Source organism: Paenibacillus kribbensis (genome assembly GCF_002240415.1).
GTDB lineage: Bacteria > Bacillota > Bacilli > Paenibacillales > Paenibacillaceae > Paenibacillus > Paenibacillus kribbensis.
Genome location: NZ_CP020028.1, coordinates 3,503,963 through 3,528,483, shown reverse-complemented (window position 1 = coordinate 3,528,483; position 24,521 = coordinate 3,503,963). Strand labels below are relative to the sequence as shown.

At 47.6% G+C, this 24,521-nt stretch carries 26 protein-coding genes; 21 read left to right on the top strand and 5 right to left on the bottom strand.

What is annotated here, in order from left to right; all coding sequences use genetic code 11:
• Window positions 1-123 precede the first annotated feature (123 nt).
• The 7 genes from B4V02_RS15650 (at window position 124) to B4V02_RS15620 (ending at window position 5,393) form a co-directional block, all read left to right on the top strand.
• Window positions 124-1,275, top strand: coding sequence for an iron-containing alcohol dehydrogenase (locus B4V02_RS15650; RefSeq protein WP_094155494.1), 1,152 nt, complete (start codon window positions 124-126; stop codon window positions 1,273-1,275).
• 182 nt (window positions 1,276-1,457) lie between these two features.
• Complete coding sequence (locus tag B4V02_RS15645; RefSeq protein WP_094157016.1) at window positions 1,458-1,880, top strand: MarR family winged helix-turn-helix transcriptional regulator; 423 nt, start codon at window positions 1,458-1,460, stop codon at window positions 1,878-1,880.
• Window positions 1,881-1,951: 71 nt separating this feature from the next.
• Window positions 1,952-2,533, top strand: coding sequence for an NAD(P)H-dependent oxidoreductase (locus B4V02_RS15640; protein WP_094155493.1), 582 nt, complete (start codon window positions 1,952-1,954; stop codon window positions 2,531-2,533).
• A 546-nt stretch (window positions 2,534-3,079) separates the two neighbouring features.
• Window positions 3,080-3,562 (top strand): DUF2975 domain-containing protein, encoded by a 483-nt coding sequence (locus tag B4V02_RS15635; RefSeq protein ID WP_094155492.1) that lies wholly within the window; start codon window positions 3,080-3,082, stop codon window positions 3,560-3,562.
• Window positions 3,563-3,572: 10 nt separating this feature from the next.
• Window positions 3,573-3,791 carry a helix-turn-helix domain-containing protein gene (locus B4V02_RS15630; RefSeq protein WP_094155491.1) on the top strand — a complete coding sequence of 73 codons (219 nt, stop codon included), beginning with the start codon at window positions 3,573-3,575 and terminating at the stop codon, window positions 3,789-3,791.
• Between the two features lie 310 nt (window positions 3,792-4,101).
• Window positions 4,102-4,539: a MarR family winged helix-turn-helix transcriptional regulator gene (locus B4V02_RS15625; protein WP_094155490.1), complete on the top strand. Its 438-nt coding sequence runs from the start codon at window positions 4,102-4,104 to the stop codon at window positions 4,537-4,539.
• Between the two features lie 20 nt (window positions 4,540-4,559).
• Window positions 4,560-5,393, top strand: a complete 834-nt coding sequence (locus B4V02_RS15620; RefSeq protein WP_094155489.1) for a DegV family protein — start codon at window positions 4,560-4,562, stop codon at window positions 5,391-5,393.
• A gap of 80 nt (window positions 5,394-5,473) precedes the next feature.
• Here the strand turns inward: B4V02_RS15620 and B4V02_RS15615 are convergent, their stop codons facing one another.
• The 3 genes from B4V02_RS15615 to B4V02_RS15605 all read right to left on the bottom strand — a co-directional run bounded on the left by B4V02_RS15615 (window position 5,474) and on the right by B4V02_RS15605 (window position 9,583).
• Window positions 5,474-6,106: a BclA C-terminal domain-containing protein gene (locus B4V02_RS15615; RefSeq protein ID WP_094155488.1), complete on the bottom strand. Its 633-nt coding sequence runs from the start codon at window positions 6,104-6,106 to the stop codon at window positions 5,474-5,476.
• 210 nt (window positions 6,107-6,316) lie between these two features.
• Window positions 6,317-7,534 (bottom strand): MFS transporter, encoded by a 1,218-nt coding sequence (locus B4V02_RS15610; protein WP_094155487.1) that lies wholly within the window; start codon window positions 7,532-7,534, stop codon window positions 6,317-6,319.
• Between the two features lie 18 nt (window positions 7,535-7,552).
• The gene (locus B4V02_RS15605; protein WP_094155486.1) at window positions 7,553-9,583 is read right to left on the bottom strand and encodes a beta-galactosidase; all 2,031 of its coding nucleotides are present in this window, start codon (window positions 9,581-9,583) and stop codon (window positions 7,553-7,555) included.
• 137 nt (window positions 9,584-9,720) lie between these two features.
• Between B4V02_RS15605 and B4V02_RS15600 the strand changes: the two genes are divergently transcribed.
• The 8 genes from B4V02_RS15600 (at window position 9,721) to coaD (ending at window position 16,769) form a co-directional block, all read left to right on the top strand.
• Entirely contained in the window at window positions 9,721-10,557 is an 837-nt protein-coding gene (locus tag B4V02_RS15600) for an AraC family transcriptional regulator (protein ID WP_007429964.1), read from the top strand.
• Between the two features lie 192 nt (window positions 10,558-10,749).
• Window positions 10,750-12,567 carry an APC family permease gene (locus B4V02_RS15595; protein WP_094155485.1) on the top strand — a complete coding sequence of 606 codons (1,818 nt, stop codon included), beginning with the start codon at window positions 10,750-10,752 and terminating at the stop codon, window positions 12,565-12,567.
• A 167-nt stretch (window positions 12,568-12,734) separates the two neighbouring features.
• Entirely contained in the window at window positions 12,735-13,853 is a 1,119-nt protein-coding gene (locus tag B4V02_RS15590; protein ID WP_094155484.1) for an acyltransferase family protein, read from the top strand.
• 169 nt (window positions 13,854-14,022) lie between these two features.
• On the top strand, window positions 14,023-14,655 hold the full coding sequence (locus B4V02_RS15585; protein ID WP_094155483.1) for a hypothetical protein: 633 nt from the start codon (window positions 14,023-14,025) through the stop codon (window positions 14,653-14,655).
• Window positions 14,648-15,163 (top strand): accessory gene regulator ArgB-like protein, encoded by a 516-nt coding sequence (locus tag B4V02_RS15580; RefSeq protein ID WP_094155482.1) that lies wholly within the window; start codon window positions 14,648-14,650, stop codon window positions 15,161-15,163. Before B4V02_RS15585 ends, B4V02_RS15580 begins: the two co-directional genes overlap by 8 nt.
• 5 nt (window positions 15,164-15,168) lie before the next feature.
• Complete coding sequence (locus B4V02_RS15575) at window positions 15,169-15,291, top strand: cyclic lactone autoinducer peptide (RefSeq protein WP_007429969.1); 123 nt, start codon at window positions 15,169-15,171, stop codon at window positions 15,289-15,291.
• Window positions 15,292-15,613: 322 nt separating this feature from the next.
• Entirely contained in the window at window positions 15,614-16,255 is a 642-nt protein-coding gene (gene rsmD / locus B4V02_RS15570) for a 16S rRNA (guanine(966)-N(2))-methyltransferase RsmD (RefSeq protein WP_007429970.1), read from the top strand.
• Window positions 16,248-16,769 carry a pantetheine-phosphate adenylyltransferase gene (gene coaD / locus B4V02_RS15565; protein WP_007429971.1) on the top strand — a complete coding sequence of 174 codons (522 nt, stop codon included), beginning with the start codon at window positions 16,248-16,250 and terminating at the stop codon, window positions 16,767-16,769. Before rsmD ends, coaD begins: the two co-directional genes overlap by 8 nt.
• Here coaD and B4V02_RS15560 read toward each other — a convergent pair.
• Window positions 16,732-18,027, bottom strand: a complete 1,296-nt coding sequence (locus B4V02_RS15560; protein WP_244188334.1) for a nucleoside recognition protein — start codon at window positions 18,025-18,027, stop codon at window positions 16,732-16,734. The two genes, coaD and B4V02_RS15560, sit on opposite strands and share 38 nt — an antisense overlap.
• A gap of 189 nt (window positions 18,028-18,216) precedes the next feature.
• Between B4V02_RS15560 and B4V02_RS15555 the strand changes: the two genes are divergently transcribed.
• Window positions 18,217-19,248 (top strand): SepM family pheromone-processing serine protease, encoded by a 1,032-nt coding sequence (locus B4V02_RS15555; RefSeq protein WP_094157015.1) that lies wholly within the window; start codon window positions 18,217-18,219, stop codon window positions 19,246-19,248.
• Here the strand turns inward: B4V02_RS15555 and B4V02_RS15550 are convergent.
• Entirely contained in the window at window positions 19,238-20,473 is a 1,236-nt protein-coding gene (locus B4V02_RS15550; protein WP_094155480.1) for a nucleotidyltransferase, read from the bottom strand. The genes B4V02_RS15555 and B4V02_RS15550 overlap by 11 nt on opposite strands.
• 285 nt (window positions 20,474-20,758) lie before the next feature.
• On the opposite strand from B4V02_RS15550, the gene B4V02_RS15545 reads away from it, so the two are divergent.
• The 5 genes from B4V02_RS15545 (at window position 20,759) to B4V02_RS15525 (ending at window position 24,488) form a co-directional block, all read left to right on the top strand.
• Window positions 20,759-21,277 carry a YceD family protein gene (locus B4V02_RS15545; protein ID WP_094155479.1) on the top strand — a complete coding sequence of 173 codons (519 nt, stop codon included), beginning with the start codon at window positions 20,759-20,761 and terminating at the stop codon, window positions 21,275-21,277.
• Window positions 21,278-21,467: 190 nt separating this feature from the next.
• A complete protein-coding gene (rpmF, locus tag B4V02_RS15540) occupies window positions 21,468-21,641 on the top strand; it encodes a 50S ribosomal protein L32 (protein ID WP_007429979.1) in 174 nt (57 codons plus the stop codon).
• Window positions 21,642-21,917: 276 nt separating this feature from the next.
• Window positions 21,918-22,514, top strand: coding sequence for a transcription factor FapR (gene fapR, locus B4V02_RS15535; protein ID WP_007429980.1), 597 nt, complete (start codon window positions 21,918-21,920; stop codon window positions 22,512-22,514).
• Window positions 22,498-23,490 (top strand): phosphate acyltransferase PlsX, encoded by a 993-nt coding sequence (plsX, locus tag B4V02_RS15530; RefSeq protein ID WP_094155478.1) that lies wholly within the window; start codon window positions 22,498-22,500, stop codon window positions 23,488-23,490. Before fapR ends, plsX begins: the two co-directional genes overlap by 17 nt.
• An 8-nt stretch (window positions 23,491-23,498) precedes the next feature.
• On the top strand, window positions 23,499-24,488 hold the full coding sequence (locus B4V02_RS15525; protein WP_094155477.1) for a beta-ketoacyl-ACP synthase III: 990 nt from the start codon (window positions 23,499-23,501) through the stop codon (window positions 24,486-24,488).
• Window positions 24,489-24,521: the final 33 nt, after the last annotated feature.

Here is a 24,521-nt window from a genome sequence, read left to right as displayed (position 1 = left end):
TTTATTGTTGACATCAAAACAAAATAAAGATAAAATCATATACGTGAAATGTTTCACTTTTTTTAGGATGGTTCCGTATTTAACGAGGTATCAAGAAGCGAATCCTTTAGGAGGCCGATTTTTATGAGCGCACATGTATTTTTTGTACCGTCTATCAATCTGATGGGAAAAGGCTGTTTGCATGAAGCTGGACCGTATATAAAGGAACTGAATTTAAACAAAGCACTGGTCGTGACGGATAAGTTTTTGATGAAGAGCGGTATTGCAGGCAAGGTCACATCCATGCTGGATGATATTGGACTGAACTATGCAGTATATGATGAGGTCAAACCCAATCCAACCTGTAAAAATGTACATGATGGCGTTCAGTTTCTGCAAGAAAACGGCTGTGACTTTTTAATTTCCATTGGCGGAGGATCACCACAGGATACGGCTAAGGGAATCGGCATTATTGCTACCAACGGGGGACATATCACCGAGTATGAGGGCGTTCATAAATCCAAGCATAAATCGCTGCCTATTGTCGCTATTAATACTACGGCAGGAACATCCGCTGAAATCACGATCAATTATGTCATTACAGACGAAGAACGCAAGGTCAAAATGGTTATGGTTGACAAGAATAGTGTAGCTACGATTTCGGTCAACGACCCTGAACTGATGGTAGACAAACCCGCCGCGTTAACGGCAGCTACAGGACTAGATGCTTTGACCCATGCCATTGAAGCTTTGGTTACGCCAGGTTCCTATCCTGTAACGGATGCGACCGCGTTGGCAGCAGTAGAGATTATTTTTAATCATTTGGCTCGTGCGGTGAGTAACGGTCATGATATAGAAGCACGTGAGCAAATGGTATACGCTATCTTCCTGGGAGGGCTTGCATTTAATAATGCCGGATTGGGTTATGTTCATGCTATGGCGCATCAGCTTGGCGGCGTATACGATTTGCCTCATGGTGTTTGCAATGCCATGCTGCTGCCGATTGTGGAGGAAGAGAATGCCAAGCATGTACCAGAGAAGTTTCGTGCCATCGCCAAGGTCATCGGTTTTGAAGATAAGGGGAAAACGGATAAGGAATGCGCAGATTATGTTATCCAAAGAATCAAAGACCTGTCGAAGGAAGTCGGGATTCCTTCCAAGCTTTCTGAACTGGGTGTAAATGAAGTGGATTTGGATCTGCTTGCCGAGAACTCAATGAAGGATGCTTGCGCCCCGGGCAATCCGTTCATACCGACCAAAGAACAAGTCATCGAGATGTTTAAGAAAATTCTTTAAATAAAAGCTGCAATTATTTGTTATAGCTATAAGGGCTGTCCCAGGAATTATCGAAGAATACTGGGAACGGCCCTTTTTACGCCGCTAAGGAGCCATTATCTTCTTTGGCATCAGAACGATTCAATTGCTTATCCTGCAAAAAAGCACTTGATATATATAGATGTCTATGTAATAATGCAGGTATGTTAAAAAATAATGCAGCTGCCCTGATAGGAACGATCAGAGACTCGATCAACAAATTGATTGTGTCTGAGCTCGAATCCCATGGAGTTGAAGGGATTGTTCCTTCCCATGGTGGAATATTAATGTTCCTTTATCAAAAGGACGGGCTTTCCATCAAGGAATTAACACAAAAAATTTCTCGCCAGCAGCCCACAGTCACCGTTTTGGTCGACAAGTTGGTGAAGCTGGGATATGTCGAAAGAAAAAAAGAAGGGGAGGATAGCAGAGTAACCCTGATTTATCTTACCAATAAGGGGAAAGAGCTGGAGCCTGTATTTGAAGTGATCTCCAATAAATTAAAAGAAACCATATACGGTGGTCTCAAAGACGAAGAAAAAGAACAGCTGGAATATCTGCTGGAACATGTAAAAAACAGATTATAAATTTTTTTAAATAAATGTATAGATATCTATATGAAAGATAAAATAATTATAAAACATCGGAGGTAATTGAAATGAAACATCTTATCGTCTATGCTCACTCTAACGCTGAAAGCCTTAACCACGCTATTCTGGAAACGGTCGTAAATGCTTTGAAGGAAAAAGGCGATGAAGTCGTTGTACGCGATTTGTACGCGCTTGATTTTCAACCTGTATTAAAGCCTGAGGATACTGCCGCTATGAGAGCCGGACAAACTCCCGCCGATATTAAGGTAGAGCAGGAATACATTACACAATCCGATATGATTACATTTATTTCTCCTATTTGGTGGACAGGTCTTCCTGCGATCCTGAAAGGCTACGTTGATCGTGTATTTGCCTACGGCTTTGCATATACGTCTGGTCCAGAAGGGATCCATAAGCTTCTTACAGGTAAAAAAGGTTTTATAGTAAATACACATGGTACACCGAACGAAATTTACGATAAGATCGGGATGACCGCAGGTCTGAAGATTACTTCAGATACGGGTATTTTTGATTTCGTTGGAATTGAATCCGTCGGTCACTTGCTGCTGGGAAGTATCGGCTACCTTGATGAAGACGGCTATAAAGGACTATTGAAGCAAGTCCAAGATACTGTTAAATCGGTGCTATAAAGTTAGTTTTATTGTTCAGTAACGTAAGGCAGTTTTCAAATGAGAGGTCAACCAGTCTCTACTGGTTGGCCTTTTCTTCTATATAAGCTGACTCTGTATGCATTATGGAAGCGTAACCTGGTTAAATTGTTTCGCAGTACAATCGCCCGTTAATTAGTAATGGTTTCAACTGTCAGAAGAAAATAAAGTTCTAGACTGAAAAATAAAGTGTTTTCTTAGTGCTTAGACTAAGATAAGGCTCTTTTTAATGCATTACATGCTACCCGCGTATGTTCTTTAATTAATAATTGGAAAAGGAATATAATGAGGAGGACGTAGCCCAAGCAAAGGCGCGGGAGCGTCCTTTATTGTTGGACTAACGGGCAGTTTTGTTGAACAAGTTGTAAATTTAACATTTTAAAGTAAGAGCATTTCTTTTTTTTTGCTTAAAATAAAAAGGATATTCCATTAACAATAACAATATAATAAAAAACGATATTAATTTATTGTAAAACAATAAATTATGTGTTAAAGTCGTTTTATAATTAAATTAGCGAGGTGCTCTTAATGAAACGGAGAACAACACTCTTTTTGAAGATGGCTGTTATTCTTATTGGAATCCCAATTCTTGCTTTGTGCATATTTTTAGTGCCTAAGATCGGGAATTTTGCTGGAGAATTGTATCCAGATATCGCTTATATGAAATCTCTCGTTTTAATCGATATGTACGCGGCAGCGATACCTTTTTACTTTGCTCTGTATCAAGCTTTTAAACTTTTAAGCTATATTGATAAGAACCAAGCGTTCTCGGAATTATCCGTAAAGGCTTTAAAGAATATAAAATACTGTGCCATCACAATCAGTACCTTGTACCTGCTAGGTATGCCACTCTACTATCTCATGGCGAGGAGAGTTGACCCTCCAGTTATCACAGTTACCGGATTGGTCATTATTTTCGCTTCTATGGTGATCGCCGTTTTTGCTGCTGTTCTCCAAAGACTTTTACAGGAAGCTATAAATATAAAATCAGAAAATGATTTAACGATCTGAGGTGAATAACATGGCGATTATCATCAATATTGATGTGATGTTAGCAAAACGAAAAATGAGCGTAACGGAGCTTGCGGAGAGGGTTGGAATTACTATGGCGAATCTTTCCATTCTGAAAAATGGGAAAGCAAAAGCGGTTCGTTTTTCAACATTAGAAGCGATATGTGAGAATTTGGATTGTCAGCCAGGTGATATTTTGGAGTACAAAAGCGACGAAGACACTCAATAAAAACAGACAACAAATTTATTGAACTAACGCAGACGTTAGTTCAACATCGAAGGGGCAGCCGCGCGGCTGCCCTTCACTTAGCTAACGGGGAACGTTAGTTCAATGGAACAGCGACAGTCTAGGACTTTATTTTCTCGTCCTTAGCTGTCGCTGTTCCAATTTCTAAGGTCAGTCTAATACTTTATTTTCTGCTGACGCCAACGTCGGAATTTATTCACAAATAATTCATTGTTATTATCATTGGTATTTCATTATAGTACATAGTATTAATAGTTAACTGTATGTATTATTTGTTTTGCGGAGGTTCACTATGAAAGATTATGAACTAAGGGGCCAGTTGAGAGAATCCGTTAACCGGATTTATGACATGGAATTATTCAGCAGCCTGACGGAGCTAGTCCAGGGGGAAAACCATGTGCTTCAATATTTAGTTCAGCATCGAGAGGATGAAATCAATCCTTCCTTACTCAGCGATCATCTGCATGTATCCAGATCAAGAATAACGGCAGCGCTTACGGGCTTAAGAAAAAAAGGGTATGTCACTATGGAGATGTCGGAGCAGGACAGACGACGGATGTGTGTCAGGCTTACACCAGAAGGTGAATCCTTGATTAAACGAAAGCAAGAGAGAATAGAAGGCTATTTTGAAGCGCTTGTAGCCGGTTTGGGTGAGGACGATGTAAAGGAATTTATACGGTTGATTGAGCTTTCCATGAGCATTATGAATTCAGCTTCCGCTGGAAAATAACATAAGATGAGGGTGTACAGATGAGGTATAAAATAATAGCAGACAGCTGCTGCGACTTGACGACAGAACTTAAAGAGCATCTGCAGATTACTACGATTCCATTAAACATGACATTGGGAGAGAAATGCTTCATTGATGATGACACGCTGGACCTGCCTCAGTTCATGGAAGAAATGAAAGCCTGTACAACCAAGATTGGATCTGCATCACCTTCCCCCTTGCTTTACAAGGAAGCCTTTCAGGGCACTCATACTTCTTTTGCCATTACATTATCTAGCAATCTGTCCAGTTCGTATGCCAGTGCATTGATCGGAAAAGATATGGCGGAGGAAGAAAACGGGGCGGATGTCCATGTATTTGATTCGAAAAGCGCATCGGCTGGACAAGTTTTGTTGGCTCTAAAGCTTCGCAAGCTGATCGACGAGGGATATCATAAAAGCGAGATTATATCTTCCTTGGAAACCTTTATCACGAAGATGAAGACATACTTTGTGCTGGAAAACCTGGATAATTTGGTGAAGAACGGACGAATGAATAAAATTACGGGCAAGATACTTTCATTTTTGCATATCAGACCTATTTTGGGTTCCGACGGTGACGGGAATATCGCCTTATTTACACAAGCGCGCGGTCAGAATCAAATCATCGAAAAGCTGGCAGATACCATTGAAAAAAGTGGTCGGGATACCGAAGGGGAAAGCATCGTCATTACTCACTGCAATAATCCCGGTCTGGCGGAAAAATTGATGACTGCATTGAAGAATCGTTATCAATTCAAAGATATTCATATTGTGTCCACCAGAGGGATCAGTTCGATGTATGCCAATGATAAAGGTATTATTATGGCTTTTTGAGCTATTAAGGGTTTATCCTCGCTCGAACGAGTGTGGGATAAACCCATTTTTGCAGGCTGAGGCTGTGCATAAGTTCACGCCTATTTCAATTTTCTGATGATGATAGAAGCGTTTACGCTGGTTTGAGTTCCTCCAGCCAGTGTTTGGAGGGTAACTGGAGTTGCGGAGCTATGATTCCGCAGAGTAAGCACATTCCCACATGCCAGATCGAGGATGACTTGCCCTGTGTTCTGCTGCGTGCCGGCTCCTGAACCGTATAGGGTTCCTCCAGCCAGGATGCCATTAATATAGATGGCAAATTGGTTGGGCTCTACACCCGACACAGAAAAGTGAACCTCATAGGTCCCCGCGTCGGCAACAGTAATCTGTGTAGTCCCGGGAACATGAGCAATGCCAGGTGTAAGTATACCGTTCGTATCAAATATGACATCCCCTTCAATCGGAACGAGTTGAGGTCTTAGGTTGTAAATATAACCGAACTGTGCCACTCCATCTGTGGCAGAGCCCCCTCTTGTCTCTATAGCGTCAGGAGCAATATTCACATGGACAAGTTGTTTTTTGACGATAATATCCTTGCCCAAAGATTTTCGTTTTAAGCGGCCTTTCTTCTTTGGGGGCTTCTCATTGAACTTTTTTTCAAGTTTATCAAACCAGGAACGGATAAAAACATCTTTTTTGCGGCCTTTTTTTCGGTTTAATTCAGGACGACCCAATACAAACACCTCCATATGGTTTGTTGTATACTACTCCATTCATCTAGGGGAGGGCATGGATATCTGTCCTGTGTTTCATAGGCAATGATCTATCTTTGGTTAAAAATAGGCCTTTGTATGAGGTACATTCGTCTAGGAAGTAAAATGGCGCCTTCACTGTAGCCTTGGATTATTCCAAGAAACAGCTGAAGGCGCCGGAAAAGGCATGTGTCAGGATGAAGCGGTTTGAAGCCGCTTTTTGCGCACATGCAGGGCGTACAGAATGCCGCCAAGCAGGCACAGGATACAGGCAAAGCCTGCCAGCAACCATGCCGAAGCGACTGCTCCGCCACGATCCATGCTGTTTCCAAGCCATAAGGGCAGCAGAGCCCCTCCAACTCCGCCTGCACCGATAAGCAGGCTGGTGGTGGATTCTTCTGTACCTGGCATCATTTTGCTGGCAAAAACGAGTGCGATGGAAAATATGCCGGACATGCCGAGCCCCAGCAGCACAATAAGGGCAAAGGCGCCAGCAGTGCCTTGGATCAGCGGGAACACGCACAGCAGCAGGGTTGCTGCCAGTGAGCTCAGGGCGACAAAGACACCGTAGCCGTACCGATCGGCAATGTAGCCTGTGAATAGCCGCCCGAAGGCCATTGCCAGCCAAAAGCAGGTGACACTGAGTGCTGCTTCGGCTTGCGTGAGTCCCAGGCGCTCAATGAACATGGAGGGTAGGAAATTAGCCAGGCTCATCTCTGTCCCTACATAGATGAAGAAAAAGACAACGAACAGCGCCAGCAGCCTCCAATTCCCTATAGGGCTAGCTTTAGATGCCTTCACCTTTGGTGAATTAGAGGAGTGCGGATGGTTGTTCCCTCGGTGTTCCTGTTCGTCCAATACCGTGTCCAGCGTGCCAAAGGACCCCCGTAGCCAAGCTACGACCGCAATGGCTGCGAACATGGAGATGATGGGAAAAGCCAATCTCCACCAGCCAAGAGCAATGAACTGGCCGGCGATAGCGGGCATAGCCAGCGCGCCGATTCCAAAGAAGACTTCCAGTCGGCTCATGGCCGCGCCTGTTCCTTGGGGAATACCGCTAATAACAAGCGTGCCGATGAGCGCTTCTACCATGCCAAAGCCAAAACCAGCTGCTGCCCCGACGGCGTATAGCCACCCCCAAGGCGGCAGCAGTGAATACAGCACTTCCGCCGTACACAGCAGGAGTAGAGCAAATACCAGACTTCGGCGTTTGCCGAAATTCCGTCCAAGCCAAGGCGACAGCAGGACACCAGCCAGAAAGCCGGAAAATTGGGCGAAAATCAGGCTTCCGCCCTCCGTATAGTTCCTGCCGTAGTGATCCAGCAGCACAGGCAGCAGGGAACCTACAACCACATGTGCCAGACCGATCAAAAAATAAGACAAGCTGCCAATCCATAGCAGTCGTTTCATGTTGAACTCCTTTGATACCTAGAATGATAGCTCGAGCACTTGAAAGCCGTAGCCTTCAATGGAGATATCTCCTTCCATGAATTCGCCGCTAATCAGCTCTTTTCCTTTTTGATCATCCAGATGAACTTGTTGCGCCTGTGCATTATGATTCAGGATGAATAGATACGATTTTCCGTCCTTGGAGCGCACAGTAGCTTCTACACCCTCAGGAGCGCGCAGGAGGGATGAAATCCCTTTTTCCTCACAAATATAACCCAGCAGGCCATCCAGGAAAGATTCCTCAGGGTCTGAGGCGACATACCATGCCTCGCCTTGACCCCAACGATTGCGTGTCAGCACCGGCATACCTTGGTAGAAATCATCGCCATATTCGGCCAGCACCTCGGCACCTTCGCTGTGCAGCAGGTCACAGAGCATGCCGCATTGATATTCTCCCTGCAATGCACCCACCTTTTCTTTCATGATGATCCGATTGTGTGATTCCGGCAAAAGCGCGTCAATTTCCTCTACCCAAATCCCGAGCAGCTTACGCAGCTTGCCCGGATATCCTCCGGTTGTGACCAGATCGTTTTCATTGACGATGCCACTGAAAAAGGTGGTAACGAAGGTGCCGCCGCGCTCTGTAAATTGTTCCAGCTTCTCAGCAGTGCCCGGCTTGACCATGTAGAGTACAGGCGCGATAATGAGATCATATTTCTGGAAATCCGTTTCTACGGAAATCAGGTCTACCTGCACGTTACGCCGGAAAAGGGCCGCATAATACTTATGCACCTGATCGACGTAATTCAATGCGACAGAGGGCCCGCTTGATTTTTCCAATGCCCACCAATTATCCCAATCAAACAAAATAGCTGCTTTGGCATCGACGGTCGCGTCAAGAAACCTGTCTCCTAATGCTCCAAGCTCGCTGCCGAGTTGTGCCACCTCGCGGAATACACGTGTGTTTTCATGCCCGGCATGCTCAATCACAGCTCCGTGAAACTTCTCACAAGCGCCGATCGAGCGGCGAAGCTGGAAGAACATGACCGTGTCTGCGCCATGCCCTACCGCTTGGTAACTCCATAGCCGCATGATGCCGGGCCGCTTGAGCGAATTATATGCCTGCCAGTTTTGCTGGCTCGGTGTTTGCTCCATGAGCATAAAGGGCTGCCCATCCTTCAGACCGCGCATCAGATCGTGTGCCATCGCGGTATAGCTTACAGGGGTATTAGCCTGTGGATAGCTGTCCCAAGACACAATATCCATGTGCTTAGCCCATTTGAAATAGTCCAGTTGCTTGAAAAAGCCCATCAGATTGGTCGTTACCACAGCATGGGGAATATGCTTTTTAATCGCGTTATATTCCAGCAGATAGCAATCGAGCATACTATCCGAATTAAAGCGTGCATAATCAAGGGAAATTCCTTGAAAGGTAGAGTGATTTTCCCCCCAATGCTCGCTTAGATTATTGGGAGGCACAATTTCATCCCAATCATAAAAGGTGTGACCCCAGAAGGAGGTGTTCCATACCCGGTTTAGTTCTTCCAGCGTCCCGTATTTTTGCTTGAGCCACACCCGGAACGCGGCGGCGCAGTTGTCACAATAGCAATCACCGCCGTATTCATTGGACACGTGCCACACGAGGATGGCGGGATGGTTTTTGTAGCGTTCGGCCAATCGGTCAGCCATATGCTCCGCATATTTACGATAGGTTGGGCTGTTCGGACAGGAGTTGTGGCGGCCGCCGAATTTCCGCTTGCGTCCGTCAGCATCGACCCGAAGAATGTCCGGATAACGGTTAGCCATCCAGGCGGGGTGTGCTGCAGTGCTGGTAGCAAGACAAACGAAGATACCGCTTTCATGAAGACTGTCAATCAATTGATCCAGCCATTCAAAATGATATGTGATTTCGTCCGACTGAATTTTGGCCCATGAAAATACGTTGACTGTGGCGATATCAATCCCTGCCAGCCTGAACATCCGTAAATCCTCCTGATGTGTGGCCTCATCCCATTGCTCGGGATTGTAATCTCCACCATAAAATACTTTAGGAAGTTTGCCGCTTATCATGCCAATCACCTCTATATATAAGAATAATTCTATCTTATAATACAAGTAACGGCTTTTAAATATAATAAAATGAACTTCGATGTAACAATATGGATCTACAAGAGAAATACATACCCGCATACGCCGGAGGTGTTTTTATGATTTTGACTCCCCATCATTTGCGATTTTTTCTGACTACGCGTGAGCACTCTTTGCCGCTTTTTATTGAAAGCATCGGGTTCAACAGCAGACAGGAGGATGTATCCCGTCCAGAGGGGTATCCGTGCTTTCACTGGATTCAGACGGTGTCCGGTGAAGGGATATTTACATTTAAAGGGGGAACTTTCCGTCTGGGTGAGCAGTCCGGAGTGCTGCTGCTGCCAGGCGAATCCCATGCGTACAGACGGGCGACAAAGGTATGGCGAACGTTATACATCACATTTGACGGCCCCATTGCCGCTGCTGTACTGACTGCTCTCGGATTGAAGCATACGCGCGGGTATCATTGGGACAAGGACAGCGAGCTGCATACCTTTGGAGAAGGTATCCTTCATTCCCTGGTTAGCGAACGGGATTTATCCGGATTAGATGCTTCGGCCAATATGTACCGATTTTTGACGCTGTTGCGTAAATATGGGCAACACAGCTCAATGCCTTCTCTTTCGCATAATGTGGAGCGTTTGGCGCCTGTTCTGGCGTTTATGGAACAAAATTACGCCAGTCCGGATGTGGGACTATCTGATATGGCGGTCATGATGAATGTAAGCGCCCGTCATTTAAATACATTGTTCAAGCAGGCTTTTGGCGTGACGTCCTATGCGTACCTGATTGTGATTCGGCTACGCAAGGCTAAAGAAATGATGACAGAATACCCGCATTTGACCGTTAAGGAAGTTTCGGAGCGGGTCGGATTCCGGGATGCCAGTCATTTTGTGGCAACTTTTCGCCGTGCTGAGGGAATTACGCCGGAAAGGTTCAAATTACTGTATACTTAAGGGTATTTTATCGAAATACTCTTTCTTGCTCGGGAATGCTCATTATAGGGAGCATTCCTTATTGTTTTTTTCAGGATGAGGGGGTATAAAATAATAGTTCATTTGTTTCATCAATCTGATGTGCAGGTGACATAATAAACATACGATCCAGAGTTTTTCTGCAAAACCCCCATCCAAGAAGGAGTTAACGAAATGCTGAGTAAAGTCAAAAGATTACTAATCGGTCGCCCTCGAAAGTCGACGGCCCTTGAAGAGGAGAAGCTAAACAAGCTCAGGGCTCTGGCCATTCTGTCCTCAGATGCATTGTCTTCAGTAGCTTACGGCACCGAGCAAATTTTGCTGGTTTTGATTACAGCTGGTTTTGCTGCCCTATGGTATTCCATACCTATATCCATCGCAGTACTGGGATTGCTGGTCATTCTGATTCTGTCCTACCGGCAAACTATTTTTTCCTATCCCGGTGGCGGTGGTGCCTATATCGTCGCTCAAGATAATTTGGGCAAGGCCCCAAGTCTGATTGCAGGCGGCTCCTTGCTGGTCGACTACATTCTAACGGTTGCGGTCAGCTCGTCAGCGGGTACAGATGCCATCACATCGGCATTTCCATCATTACACGATCATCGAATTGCGATTGCTCTGACCATGATCATCTTTTTGACCATTATGAACTTGCGCGGGGTGACGGAATCTGCCTCGGTGCTGGCTGTACCGATTTACTTATTTGTTGTTGCCATTTTTGTTCTGATTATTAGTGGTATTATTCATTATGTGACAGGGGGAGCTCATGCTGCAGCACCGCAATTTGGAGCTACGGTATCCAACGTCAGCCTGTTTCTGTTGCTAAAGGCGTTCAGCTCAGGCTGTTCGGCGTTAACCGGGGTAGAAGCTGTCTCGAATGCCATTCCGAACTTTCGCAAGCCTGCTGCCAAAAATGCGGCAACCACATTGATGATGATGGGCTTGATTCTCGGGTGCATGTTTATCGGGATCAGTTTGCTGGCTTATTGGTACGGTATTCGTCCGAATCCGCATGAAACAGTTATCTCACAAATTGCGAACGCCACTTTCGGACGCGGTGTCATGTATTACATTATTCAGGGTGTGACGGCGCTCATCCTGTTTTTGGCGGCGAACACAGCCTATTCTGCCTTTCCGTTGCTCGCTTTTATGCTGGCTAAGGACAAATACATGCCGCATATGTTCATGGTACGTGGGGATCGGCTCGGATACTCGAATGGTATTCTGTTTTTGAGTATTTTCTCAGCATTGCTGGTCATTGTATTTGGCGGAAATACCGGAAATCTGATTCCGCTGTATGCTGTAGGGGTATTTATCCCGTTTACGCTTTCGCAGCTTGGGATGATGATTCGCTGGATTCGGCTCAAGCCGTCCGGCTGGGTCGTCAAGCTTGCCATTAACACGATCGGCATGCTGACCACGCTGTCGATTACGCTTATCTTTATTTTTACCAAGTTCAGTCAGGTGTGGGTCGTATTTATCTTCCTGCCCTTGGTTCTGTATTTCTTTATGAAGATCAGTAGACATTATGAAAATACAGCTGAGCAGCTGCGCATTGACATTACAAAGGATAAACCGATGGTCAAAGGCAATACCATTATTATTCCGGTGGCGGGCATTACTCGGGTCGTCATGAATACCATCAGTTATGCCAAGACGTTATCGGACAATGTGGTTGCAGTATATGTCGGTATGGATGATGAAGCGATTCGTAAAATGGAACAGAAATGGGAAGAGTGGGATGTAGGTATCCGCTTGGTGGTCTTGAGATCCCGTTATCGCAGTATTATTAGCCCGCTCCGCAAGTTTATTGATACCGTGGAGTGGAAAAAAGCAGACGAGGATCATATTACCGTCCTCATTCCGCAATTCATTACCAAGCACTGGTGGGAAAATATTCTGCATAATCAGACCAGTTTGCTGATGAGAGCTTATCTGATTAATTACAAAGACGTGATTGTAACGACGGTTCCTTTTCATTTAAACAAATAAAAAGCCTGCCTACAGCTTACTATAGCTTAACAATTTGAACATCTTTTGGCCGCGGGTCGTGCAGCCAAAAGATGTTTTTTTACATAAGGAGTTATTTACTTTGATGATACGTTTTGTGTATTATAGATACAAAATGTATCGAAAAAGGATCGTTATGGAGGGATACGATGCCCGAAGCCATGGGTGAAGTGGAACATGACAAGCTGCAATTTGTAGATACGCTGAGAGCGGTGGCCATTATTGGGGTTTTGCTGGTGCATGTCAGCCAGCACGTGGACGGAATCAACGGATGGATACAAAAAGGCTTGAGTATGGGTGCGAAAGGAGTCGCTTTATTTTATCTGGCCAGTGCTTTTACGTTGTTTCTGTCTCTGAGCAGACGTTCGGGGGACGGGAGGGAAGGAATTTCGGCTTATCTGATACGTCGTTTTTTTCGAATTGCTCCTTTATATTACGTAATGCTCGGGATCTATTTAATGGTGAACGGGACAGGTCCTCGATTTTGGCTTGGGGATCAGGAGGGGGTCACGGTCGCCAATATTGCAGCGCATGTCCTGTTTTTGAATGGTCTGAACCCGTACTGGATCAACAGCATTATCGGTGTGGAATGGTCTATAGCGGTGGAATTTATGTTTTATCTGTTTGTCCCCTTATTATTTAAGCTGATCCGATCAGTCCGCCATGCTGCCTGGTTTGTCATGGTTGTGCTTGTGCTAAGCTACGGTCTAAATATGTGGTTTGCCCAATATCCATGGATTAGTGACCATTCCTTATGGGGGCATTATCTGTATTTATGGTTTCCGAATCAATTGCCTGTCTTTGGGCTGGGGATATTGTTGTTTTTGATCTGGAAGAACGAGCGGCATTGGAAAAGCATAGACCGGATCAGCGGGGGTTTGCTGCTTGGATCTGTACTATTTGCCTTTTTTGGAGGTATGACGGATTACCTCATAGGTGCAGGGCTGCTGCTGGGAGCGTATGCCTTGTATCATTGGCAGCCGATGTGGTTGCTTAATCGGGTATGGTCGTGGATCGGCCGCCTTAGCTACAGCATGTATTTAACGCATATGCTAGTTCTGAGTCTGATCATTCAGATCAAATTCCCCTTTGCCCCGATGGTCAACCTCATGATGATGTTTATGATGACGTTGCTGTTCACCACTGGACTGTCCTGGCTCACCTATTCGTGGATTGAACAGCCTGGTATCCGTTCTGGGAAAAAGCTCATATCACGTATGAAGCCTATGCGTTCACAGGGGGATTCGGTCAAGGAAAGCGTTGCTTAAGCTTACTTGAAGATTACATCTGATAACATTTCGTTAAAGTGCTTGAAAAAATCTATGAATCCTTGAAAAGATCTCTTGAAAAGTAGCTCCCAGCCCTTTATATTCGAGGTACAGCCAAGTTTTTTAATATACCGATGAGGTTTGTTGGAATTGTAAAGGAGATGCGTGCATGCTTGTGAAGCCGATCAGCTTTTTGCTTTTTTCAACGCTTGAGGGAGTGGCTGTTTTTGCACTGATTCTTAGTATTTTTCAAGTCAGGTTAACCCCTTATCTGTGGCAGGCCATTTGTGTAAATCTGATTATGAACATACAAAGCTATTTGCTCCGAGAGGGATGGTCCCTCTCGTATTTGGTGCCTGTCATCAATATGCTGCTTTTTATTTTTTTACTCGCTGCCGTGGTGAAAATCCCGATTGTGTGGTCAGGCATTATGACAGTAACAGGCTATTTTGCGTATGCTGTTATTCAGTCGGTGTTTCTAAAGATGCTGTTCGGCAGTTTGCCGATTTCTGAGCTGCAGGCTGGTTTCTTGAAGGGCTATCTGCTGCAATCGATATGCGCAATTGCAGGGCTGCTCGTCTCATTGATGTTGTATCGAAAAAGGATCGGCTTTTCGCCTATATTCAAAAAGCTTGAATTTAAAGAGGAATACGGTATTGTCATCACGCTGATTATCCTGTCTCTCATTTCAACTTCTATTGTGCTGTACTATAACGAGGTATGGTTAAATATGATGTTTTTTGCACTGGTTTCCGGCTTCTTCATCTATTATGCGATCGGAAAGGAATACCGGGATGATTGAAACGATAGCTTCCAAGCTTGCTAAGCAGATCAAGGATACGGTGCCGGACCATCCGGCTTCTGTTCCGGTGCTTCAATATGCACTTGCTCTCATTATAAATGCATCCATGATTATTATTTTGACTCTATTCGCCTCTCTCTTCACGGGGCGGATGGCAGAAGCTGCAACGATTCTCATCGCTTTTGCCCTGTTGCGCCAAATATCAGGTGGCATTCATTTGAAAACAGGAATGGCATGTGTGGTGGTGACCTCTGTCGCTTTTACATTCCTAGCCTGCATCACTTTGGACAACTGGTGGACAAACCTGTTTACCGGAATAGCTCTTATGCTTGTGTTATGTTTTGCCCCATCCAGAATTGAAAAGCAGTCGCGTATTCCAGCCCGGTTTTACCCTCTCCTGCGACTGTTATCCTCCATACTTGTATGTACTAATTTTGTAATCGGTTCTTCTGTAGTGGCTGTTGCTTTTATGGTCCAAAGCCTGACATTGATTCGGGGAAGGAGGTGAGAGGAATGGTGAGAAAAATAGTATATGGTTTAGCGACATCCTTGTCTATGTTTGCAGCATTTGCTGTATCGGTAGCGAGCTATGTGTATGTTTATCAGGGCGATACACCTGAGGAGCTGCTTAAATGAACAAAATCCGAGAATAGAAGAAATGAAATGATACATAAAGCTGCTACCCTGCAGCTTCTTTTTATGCAAAAAAAATCAGGCGCTCCATGAAAGAAGCGCCCGAATGGGAGAGGAGAAACCGGACGAAGAGCTTATGGGGAAACGTAAGTCTTCTCCGCGGTTGTCTACGACATTGGTTGAATGCCGATATCCTAAGGATGCCCAGGGAAGGATTTTTTATACCTGCACGATCCTACGTTTTTCAAACGGCGGTGCATGTGGTACGATAACGTCATAATCTTATATGGTTATGAACACATATAGAAAATAGGTGAGTTTCAGCGTGAGAGTGGTATCGGGTAGTGCCAAAGGAAGGCCGTTAAAGGCAGTTCCCGGCACAGGGACGCGGCCGACCACGGATAAGGTCAAGGAAGCGCTATTCAGCATGATAGGTCCTTATTTTGATGGGGGAGTCGCACTTGATCTGTTCGCTGGCAGTGGCGGCCTGGGCATAGAGGCGCTTAGCCGGGGGATGGACAAGGCGGTTTTTATTGATATGGAATCGAAAAGCATTGAGGTCATTAAAGAAAATTTACGAAAAACCGGATTGGAAGGACAGGCTGAAGTGTTCCGTAATGATGCCGGAAGAGCGCTCAAGGCGCTCGCAAAACGTGGAGCTCTTTTTGATGCTGTTTTTCTGGACCCGCCCTATCGTCTCAAACACGGAGATGAATTGATGAGCCGTATGGCCGAATTGGACTTGCTTCGTTCAGAGGCAATCATCGTACTGGAGTATGAATCCGGACATGCATACCCGGAAAGCTTCGGGCCGTTCGAGCAGGTCAAAAAAGCAGTCTATGGTGAAACAGCGTTATCCATCTATCAATTTGCAGCCGATGCTTTGTCGGACGCCGAAGAGCATACAGAAGCCGGAGTGACTAAATCCGGCATCACCGAATCAGACGGGGAGGACCATCATGATTGAGCACAAACCACGTATTGCCGTATATCCGGGAACCTTTGATCCCGTGACGATGGGGCATCAGGATATCATTCAAAGAGCAGCCAGACAGTTTGATGTACTGATTGTCGCGGTTCTTAACAATATTAGTAAAAATCCGCTATTCTCGCTGGAGGAGCGAATGGAGCTATTGCGGACCGTAACCCGTGATATTCCAAATATTGAGGTGGACAGCTTCCGTGATCTGACAGCCAATTATGTACGTCAAAAAGGGGCTCAGGTTATTGTTAGAGGAATACGGTCGGTGACTGATTTTGAATACGAGCTGCAATTAGCCTCTACGAATCATAAGCTGAACCCGGATGCGGAAACGATCTTTATGATGACGAATCCAGCCTATTCATATCTGAGTTCCAGTATGGTCAAGGAAATTGCCCATTTTGACGGCAAGGTCGTAGATTTGGTAGCCCCTGAGGTCGAGGACGCGCTGCGTTCCAAGGTCAACGCGATGCGTGGCGGCTCCACCATGAAGTCATAAAGGAAATGACCAGTAATATAAGCACAATCGTAATCAAGAGGGTGGCGGACAGCACGGTCAGTTGCCAGGGATACATGGATGCACCTTCCAATTGTGTCAGAAGATTAGTGGCTTCCATCATGACGGTTTCTGTGGCCCTGTCATATCCGCTTTCTGCAAAGGAAGAAGCCGAACTGCCGCTGATGTAAGCTGGAATTGTATTGTTGGAGATGCGAGTAAGAGGTGTCCATGCTACCAGCGTAAGCCCAAAGGCGATAAGCCCATGAAGCACTCGCGACAAGGTGAAGGTGATGCCTTTGTCGGACGGTTTGGTGACTGCGGTAATTTGGAGCCAGCCGCATAGACCGCCCCAGCCCAGCACGGCACTGATTAGCGCCGTTTGGGTGCGGAGATCGTAAGGCAAGCGGCTGATTTCATAGGAACCCAGATGGATTTCCATCCAGGCAGGCCATACAAACGAATATGCTCCTTGGCCTAAGTATATGGATATGAGTCGAACCAGCACGGAAAAGAAAATAATAAATCCACCTGTTACCATAAGCGTCTGTACAGCGTGAGACACGGTTTCGCCCAGCAGTTTTCCGAAGCTGCGGCCATCCCGCTCTCTGGCAGAGCGTGTAGCATCCCATGCGGATTGGATCAAGGTGGCGGAAGTACGGGAAACAGAAGTGCGCCGAAGGGCAGCTGGCGTTTCCCGTTTTTGCAATTCCTTTGACGTAGCAGGCAGTCTGGCTGTAATCCAGCCTGCCAGCAGCCCGGAGATCCAGTGAACAGCAAGTAACATCCCGCCTACAGCAGCATTGTGCAGCAATCCTGTTCCGATGACGAGCAGGATGGTGATCGGATTGCAGAAGTGAGCGATGGCGGTCAATCGTCGAAGTTGGGGCTCGGTCATGTCCTCTTGCTGCGCCCATTGGCGCACTGCCTCCGCAGCAGCCGGGAAGCCAGCGGTCAGGCCGAGGGCCAGCACCCAGCCGCTTCGTCCAGGCAGGCGGAACCAGAAGCGCATGAACGGCTCCAGCAGGACACCCAGCCCATGGACGAGACCGAAGGCGATGAGCATTTCGGATAACATCAAAAAAGGGAGCATAGCCGGGAAAATAATACTCCACCATAGCTTAAGTCCTTGGGCAGAGGCTTCAAACACCTCTTCTGGTGAGGTGACAACAGCCAATACAAGCAGGATGGCTCCGAAGCCAAGCAGCAGGGTTGTCCAGTAAGGGGCGGTATGGGCTTCCTTTTGTGTCAAAGGGTTCACCTCTCATCCATATACTAAGAGAGTCGGATGCTGTCGCCAGCATTCTATTCACGATGTTGTCAGCAGGGATTGTTCATATACGTAGTCTTGTCATAAACAATGTATGCTTGTTCGAAAGGCTTGAGAACAAGCAGGTGCGCAGGATTGATTGGCGGAGGATGGGAAGTCGGGCTGAAAGGGGGAAAAGCGATGAAGCGAATCAGCCGCAAAAGTGCTCTTTTTTCAATCGGTTATGTTTTGATGCTGACCGCAATGGTCTATGTGCTGGTCTATATGCCAACCCCTTATCTGATCTATGGACCAGGTGGGGCCAACGAGATCAAACCGATGGTTACAGTCCGGGAAGGTGATCGCAACGAACGTGGCACCTTTATGATGACGACAGTGTCGGCACGTTATGCCAATCTTGTCATGCTGGGCATGTCCAAGCTGGATAGCAATTCGGAGATTCAGCGCAAGGAGGATCGTCTGCACGGAAGAAGTGAGGACGAATACACAGCAGAGCAGGTATGGTATATGGGGGATTCCCAGTCTTCCGCCATGGAGGCTGCCTACAGCCGCGCCCATATCCCGTATCGGATTGTGCCGGATTATGTGTATGTGTTTAAGGTGCCCCGATCCAATAGCGTATTTGAGCCCGGAGATAAAATATTGGAGTTGAACGGCACGAGGGTAACGAATAATCGCTCCATTCGGATTGCCTTGGGAAATGAGAAGGCGGGGACCAAAGTCCAGGTAAAGCTCAAGCGCAATGGCACCTTGCTGACGGTGCAGGCTCCGTTAACGACCATCACGGACAGCGAGACGGGCAAACAACGTCCTGGCTTTGGCGTCAGCATTGCCACGGTGCAGAAAGTAGAGCCGAAGGATGGACGTAAGACGATTCGTTTTACATCCACAGATGTTGGCGGGCCTTCGGCAGGTTTAATGTTTACGATGGAAATTTATAACCAGTTGACACCCGGTGATCTGAGTAAGGGATATCGTGTGGCCGGTACGGGTACTATTGATAAGGACGGTCAGGTGGGAGCGATTGGTGGTGCAAAATATAAAATTGTCGCCGCTGACCGTCAGGGTGCAGAATTGTTTTTTGTCCCGGCGGATAATTATAAAGAAGCCAAGGCCAAAGCTGAGCAAATCGGAACCCGGATGAAGCTCGTTCCGGTGCGCACGCTTGACGATGCGCTGAATTATATGGAAAAGCTGCCCATCAAACCATAATGGGCGGTCGCAAGTAATCGGCATACATATCGCGGATGGCGGGACGCGGCATCCCGGTTGCATGTATGGCGGCAGCGGCCGTATCCCAATCCAGATGGGGATGTGAGCCGGCAGACGGCTTGACCCATACAGGAAGAGTAGCTGTCTGCTTCATCCGGGCCAGCAGCTCGCGTCCGGCCGCATTAAAGCCGAGTACACGGATATAGCCAGGGCCTTTCGCCAGCTCAGCGGGAGTCATATCGGCTTTGGCATGATTCAGCAAAATATGCGCAAGCATACGCTGAAGCTTCGTACGAGTATATCGCCTTGTCTTGACGGCGGCGAGTAATGCTTCTACCGATGGCTGGGACAGTGTGTACAGCGATTGCCGCAGGCGATGCTCCAGCCCTTCGGTGACCTCGTGCAGCTCCGCCAGCTGCTGCGGGCTGCGCGTGATCAGGGCGTTCAGCAGCGGCTGGCTGAACGCTTCCCATTGCAGCGGCGCGCGTCCGGCTTGCCACTCGCGCCGCAAAATCTCCAGCGTCGCCGCTGGTACATACGGCGACGCAGCCTCCGGCCCGCCGTCCAGCAGGAGACGGCGGATGGCCGTGGCGCTGGCGATGACTCCGTCCGCGGGCGCCACGGCTTCATGGTAGCCCGATCCGGTGCGGGCTACGGTGAAGGGCTTGATTGTGCTGCCCAGCCGTTCCAGCGCAATCAAGTAATGCAGCCCGAGCGTATTGTTGGGCTGCTGCATGAGGGCGGCGAGCGCAGCGCCGTCCGCCCCTTCGGCCGCGAGCGCGGCTGCGGCTCCCGCGTAGGCGGCGGGATAGCTCGCGCCGCTGCGCAGGCGATGCGCGATGCCGGCCTTGAGCTCGGCCGGCTCTGCCGCCAGCACGCGGGCCAGCGCGCGCAGCGGCGCGATGTCTCCGCTCTCGCTGCCGAAGCAGAGCGCGTCGACGACGCCTGTGGCGCGGAGCAGGGCGACCGCCCCGTGGGCGAACCATTCTGCGGGCTGAATGGCATAGGCCACAGGCAGCTCCATCACCAGGTCCACGCCCATGGCGAGTGCCATTTCGGTGCGGGACCATTTATCTGTAATCGCGGGTTCCCCCCGCTGGAGGAAAGGACCGCTCATCACAGCCACCGTGCGCTCTGTGCCAGTGATGCGAAGAGACTCCTTCCAGTGATGAACATGTCCGTTATGCAGCGGGTTATACTCTACAATAACTCCGAGTGTTTTCAAGGCGGTATGTCGGCTCCTTTCTTTATAGCTGATCCAGGTAACTATTCTGAACAAGGCCATTGAGACCTGAAGCAAAAAGCTTTATACTCGCATTATTGTACACGAAGAGTGGCGGGGGTACGAATACGCTCAGGTACATGATCCGTACAACGTATTTTCACTTCCTCATAAAACGTGCTGTACCATTGGAAGACCAATGGTTTTGTATGTGGTGTAAAGTGAAAGGTGTTGACAAACGACTCGATCAGTCGGTATAATAATTTTTGTTTGTTTGGAGTGATAGTGATGCAACTATTTTTTCGCAAAGTAGCAACAAGTGACGGTCCTTTTCCTATCCGTGAATCTCTAAACGTGAGTGAATTGGTGGATGATCGTGCTGATGTTACGGCCGTTTCCCCGCTGGAGACCGATTTGGTCGCCGTTAGTCTGGGTCAAGGCTTGATGAGCGTGGAAGGCACGCTGACCGCAAGTCTGGACATGCTGTGTTCACGCTGTTTGAGCCCGATGCATGAGGATTTGAAGATTGAATTCCGTGAACGGTTCAAGCAAACCTCTTCAGGTAGTGAAGAAGAGGATGAAGATGGCGAATTTATCGCAGTGACGGAGGATTCCTTCGACATTGCACCGTATTGCAAAGAACTGTTTGTACTGAACGTGCCGTTTGCGCCTGTGTGCAGTGAGAATTGTCAGGGGATCGCACCAGCGGCCGGACAAAACTGGAGTATCGGCTCCGATGACAGTGATGATGGCAGTACGGACAAGATTGATCCGCGTCTGGCAGGGCTTAAGGATTTTTTTAAATGAGAATTGAGTTCAATTCTGAAAAAAATCATCATCCGCTTGTGCTGGGGAGTTACAGAACCCGTGCATGGATGTTGCAGGCTTGATTCACCGGCTGTAAAGTAACTGCTTCCGCTAGTTACCTTCAGTCTTGAATGAGATAAGAAGTCATACCCGCTTTTGCGGGGTCGATTTGGTTAAGGAGGTGGGAATAATGGCAGTACCTCAACGGAGAACATCCAAAACTCGTCGCGACAAACGTCGTACTCACTTTAAACTGGCAGTACCAGGTATGGTGAAATGCTCCGAATGCGGCGAATTGAAACTTGCTCACCATGTGTGCAAAGTTTGCGGAACGTACAAAGCTAGAGAGATTATCTCTCAATAATGTCCGATAAGTGGATTCTTTGGAATCTTCGCAGGGAAAGTGGCGCTTCACTCCAGTGAGGCGTCACTTTTTTTATTTGCATGCTTTCTTTTTGTGTCAGCATGCTATATACTGTTTTAGTACCAGGTTCTAAGAAAGAGGGCCGAAGGGGTTCCTTTATACATACAAGATAACAAACAGGCTCGAAGCTTTTGCCGTTAGAACGTGAAGTAACCCGAACCGTCGGCTGAACGGCAGTTTATTGCAGGGAAAGGAGGCGTCACTGACATCGAACGTTTGCCGAAAAGACAGAGACAGCAGCGGCTGACTCAATTGATTGATGATAATCCGTTCGTAACGGATCAGGAATTGACGAGACAACTGAAGGTAAGCATCCAGACGATTAGGCTGGACCGAATGGAACTCGGAATCCCGGAATTGCGGGAGCGGCTAAAGCTGATGGCTGAGCGCTCCTACGATCAGGTTCGTTCCTTGCCTTTGCATGAAGTGATCGGGGATATCGTTGATCTCCAATTGGACCGAAGCGGTATTTCCATCTTTGAAATTAAAGAGGAGCACATCTTTTCACGCACCGGCATTGCACGGGGACATTATGTTTTTGCTCAAGCCAATTCATTGGCTGTCGCCGTGATTAATGATGAGATAGCATTGACCGCTTCGGCGGATATTCGCTTTGTACGCCCGGTTCATTTGGGGGAGAAGTGTATTGCCAAGGCATATGTACGCTCAAATCCTGAGCAAAAAGGGAAGGCCAAAGTGGAGGTTTTTGCCTACGTAGGAGAAGAAATGGTGTTCCAAGGGAACTTTGTCATTTATCGCTCCACGGAGGAAGAGTATAGCGAAGGAGGAAGTCAGCATGCGGATCGCCATTGATGCCATGGGGGGAGACAATGCCCCTGAGGCGACAGTAGAGGGTGCGCTATCTGCGGCGGCGGAATGGAAGGATACAGACATTACGCTGGTTGGTGACCGTGAACGGATTGAATCGGTTCTGAACGGCAGAGCGCTGCCTGCGAACCTCAGCATTCGTCATGCATCTGAAATGATTGATGCGCAAGACGAGCCTGTAAAGGCAGTACGGCGCAAAAAGGATGCCTCAATGGTCGTAGCTGGCCGAATGGTCAGAGAAGGCGAAGCGGATGCCATGATATCTGCAGGCAATACCGGTGCGCTAATGACCACAGGATTGCTGGTGGTTGGAAGAATGGAAGGGATTGAACGCCCGGCTCTTGCCCCGATGATACCGACGATTGATGATCAGGGTGTGTTGGCACTGGACTTGGGAGCCAATATGGATGCCAAGCCCGAGCATCTCGCCCAGTATGCATTGATGGGGAGCCTGTATCGTCAGAAAGTTCACGGTATGGCTTCTCCAAGGGTAGGTCTGCTGAACGTCGGGACCGAAGCCGGGAAGGGTAATGAATTGACAAAACTGACATTTCCCCTCATTGAGCAGTTGCCTGTCCATTTTGTGGGCAATGTGGAATCCAGAGATGTGTTAACCGGAAATTGTGATGTACTGGTGTGCGACGGATTTGCCGGAAACATCATGTTAAAATCGCTGGAGGGTACGGCCGGAGCGATATTTTCTCTCCTGAAAGAGCAGTTCACCAAATCTTTAAAGACCAAGCTGGCGGCGGCGTTGATTATGCCCGAACTTCGCAGTCTAAAGGATAAGCTGGACTATAAGGAGCATGGCGGAGCTCCCTTGCTGGGACTGAGCGGACTTGTCTTGAAAAGTCACGGTTCATCTGACGGTATTGCCGTCAAAAATGCGGTAAGACAGGCCCGCACGGCCTTGCAAAACCGGTTGGTGGAAAGTATATCCAAGGAAATTAGCAGGAAGTGAGTGACGATATGAATAAATTACGGCCGGTTGGTGTGATCGGAACGGGGAAATATGTTCCTGAGAAAATTCTGACCAATAAAGATCTGGAAGCGATGGTAGAGACAAGTGACGAATGGATTGTCAGCCGTACAGGGATTCAGGAGCGCCATATTGCGGCCCCGGAGCAGGCTACATCTGACTTGGCTTATGAAGCGGCGATTAAGGCTTTGAAGTCTGCTGGTATGACGGCAGAGGATTTGGATCTGATCATTGTAGCTACGGTCACACCGGATATGGCATTTCCGTCAACTGCCTGCATTCTGCAGGACAAGTTGGGAGCAAAAGGTGCGGCGGCTTTCGATTTGTCGGCAGCATGCTCGGGTTTTGTGTATGGGCTGGCAACGGCAACGAGCTTCATTAAGACAGGCATCTATAATAATGCGCTAATCATTGGAGCAGACTGTCTTTCCCGGATTACAGATTATACCGATCGCAATACCTGTGTTCTTTTCGGAGACGGTGCAGGAGCTGTTGTGATTGGTGAAGTACCTGAAGGCAGAGGATTCCAATCCTTTGATCTCGGTGCCGAAGGTGCGGGAGGCAGCTTGCTGAACCTGGCAGCTGGCGGTTCGCGTTTGCCTGCGAGTGCGGATACGCTGGAAAACAAACAGCACTATATCTACATGAATGGACGTGAAGTGTTCAAGTTTGCGGTCCGTGTGATGGGGACGGCGACGGTGGATGTATTGGAAAAAGCAGGGTTGTCCAAAGATGACATCGATCTGTTCGTTCCGCATCAGGCCAATATTCGCATCATCCAATCAGCGATGCAGCGTTTGGATTTGCCGGAAGAAAAAGTCGTCATTAATGTTAATAAATATGCAAATACATCTGCAGCGTCAATCCCTCTTGCTCTTGTGGAAGCGGCAGAAGAAGGCCGTATGAAGGAAGGCGACCGGATTTTGATGGTGGGCTTTGGCGGCGGATTGACCTGGGGCGCGTCGGTTCTTGTCTGGTAAGAAAACAGCAGATTTGATAGAATGTTGAATTTC

Bases quoted from the DNA above. Each gene is read 5' to 3' on its own strand.
- B4V02_RS15605 (WP_094155486.1), bottom strand. From the start codon at position 9,583: ATGATAAGCGGCAAACTTCCTAAAGTATTTTATGGTGGAGATTACAAT.
- rpmF (WP_007429979.1), top strand. From the start codon at position 21,468: ATGGCAGTACCTCAACGGAGAACATCCAAAACTCGTCGCGACAAACGT.
- B4V02_RS15555 (WP_094157015.1), top strand. From the start codon at position 18,217: ATGAAGCGAATCAGCCGCAAAAGTGCTCTTTTTTCAATCGGTTATGTT.
- coaD (WP_007429971.1), top strand. From the start codon at position 16,248: ATGATTGAGCACAAACCACGTATTGCCGTATATCCGGGAACCTTTGAT.
- B4V02_RS15595 (WP_094155485.1), top strand. From the start codon at position 10,750: ATGCTGAGTAAAGTCAAAAGATTACTAATCGGTCGCCCTCGAAAGTCG.
- B4V02_RS15645 (WP_094157016.1), top strand. From the start codon at position 1,458: ATGTTAAAAAATAATGCAGCTGCCCTGATAGGAACGATCAGAGACTCG.
- B4V02_RS15600 (WP_007429964.1), top strand. From the start codon at position 9,721: ATGATTTTGACTCCCCATCATTTGCGATTTTTTCTGACTACGCGTGAG.
- B4V02_RS15585 (WP_094155483.1), top strand. From the start codon at position 14,023: ATGCTTGTGAAGCCGATCAGCTTTTTGCTTTTTTCAACGCTTGAGGGA.
- B4V02_RS15630 (WP_094155491.1), top strand. From the start codon at position 3,573: ATGGCGATTATCATCAATATTGATGTGATGTTAGCAAAACGAAAAATG.
- B4V02_RS15650 (WP_094155494.1), top strand. From the start codon at position 124: ATGAGCGCACATGTATTTTTTGTACCGTCTATCAATCTGATGGGAAAA.
- B4V02_RS15590 (WP_094155484.1), top strand. From the start codon at position 12,735: ATGCCCGAAGCCATGGGTGAAGTGGAACATGACAAGCTGCAATTTGTA.
- B4V02_RS15525 (WP_094155477.1), top strand. From the start codon at position 23,499: ATGAATAAATTACGGCCGGTTGGTGTGATCGGAACGGGGAAATATGTT.
- B4V02_RS15635 (WP_094155492.1), top strand. From the start codon at position 3,080: ATGAAACGGAGAACAACACTCTTTTTGAAGATGGCTGTTATTCTTATT.
- B4V02_RS15545 (WP_094155479.1), top strand. From the start codon at position 20,759: ATGCAACTATTTTTTCGCAAAGTAGCAACAAGTGACGGTCCTTTTCCT.
- B4V02_RS15625 (WP_094155490.1), top strand. From the start codon at position 4,102: ATGAAAGATTATGAACTAAGGGGCCAGTTGAGAGAATCCGTTAACCGG.
- B4V02_RS15620 (WP_094155489.1), top strand. From the start codon at position 4,560: ATGAGGTATAAAATAATAGCAGACAGCTGCTGCGACTTGACGACAGAA.
- B4V02_RS15580 (WP_094155482.1), top strand. From the start codon at position 14,648: ATGATTGAAACGATAGCTTCCAAGCTTGCTAAGCAGATCAAGGATACG.
- B4V02_RS15640 (WP_094155493.1), top strand. From the start codon at position 1,952: ATGAAACATCTTATCGTCTATGCTCACTCTAACGCTGAAAGCCTTAAC.
- plsX (WP_094155478.1), top strand. From the start codon at position 22,498: ATGCGGATCGCCATTGATGCCATGGGGGGAGACAATGCCCCTGAGGCG.
- B4V02_RS15610 (WP_094155487.1), bottom strand. From the start codon at position 7,534: ATGAAACGACTGCTATGGATTGGCAGCTTGTCTTATTTTTTGATCGGT.
- B4V02_RS15575 (WP_007429969.1), top strand. From the start codon at position 15,169: ATGGTGAGAAAAATAGTATATGGTTTAGCGACATCCTTGTCTATGTTT.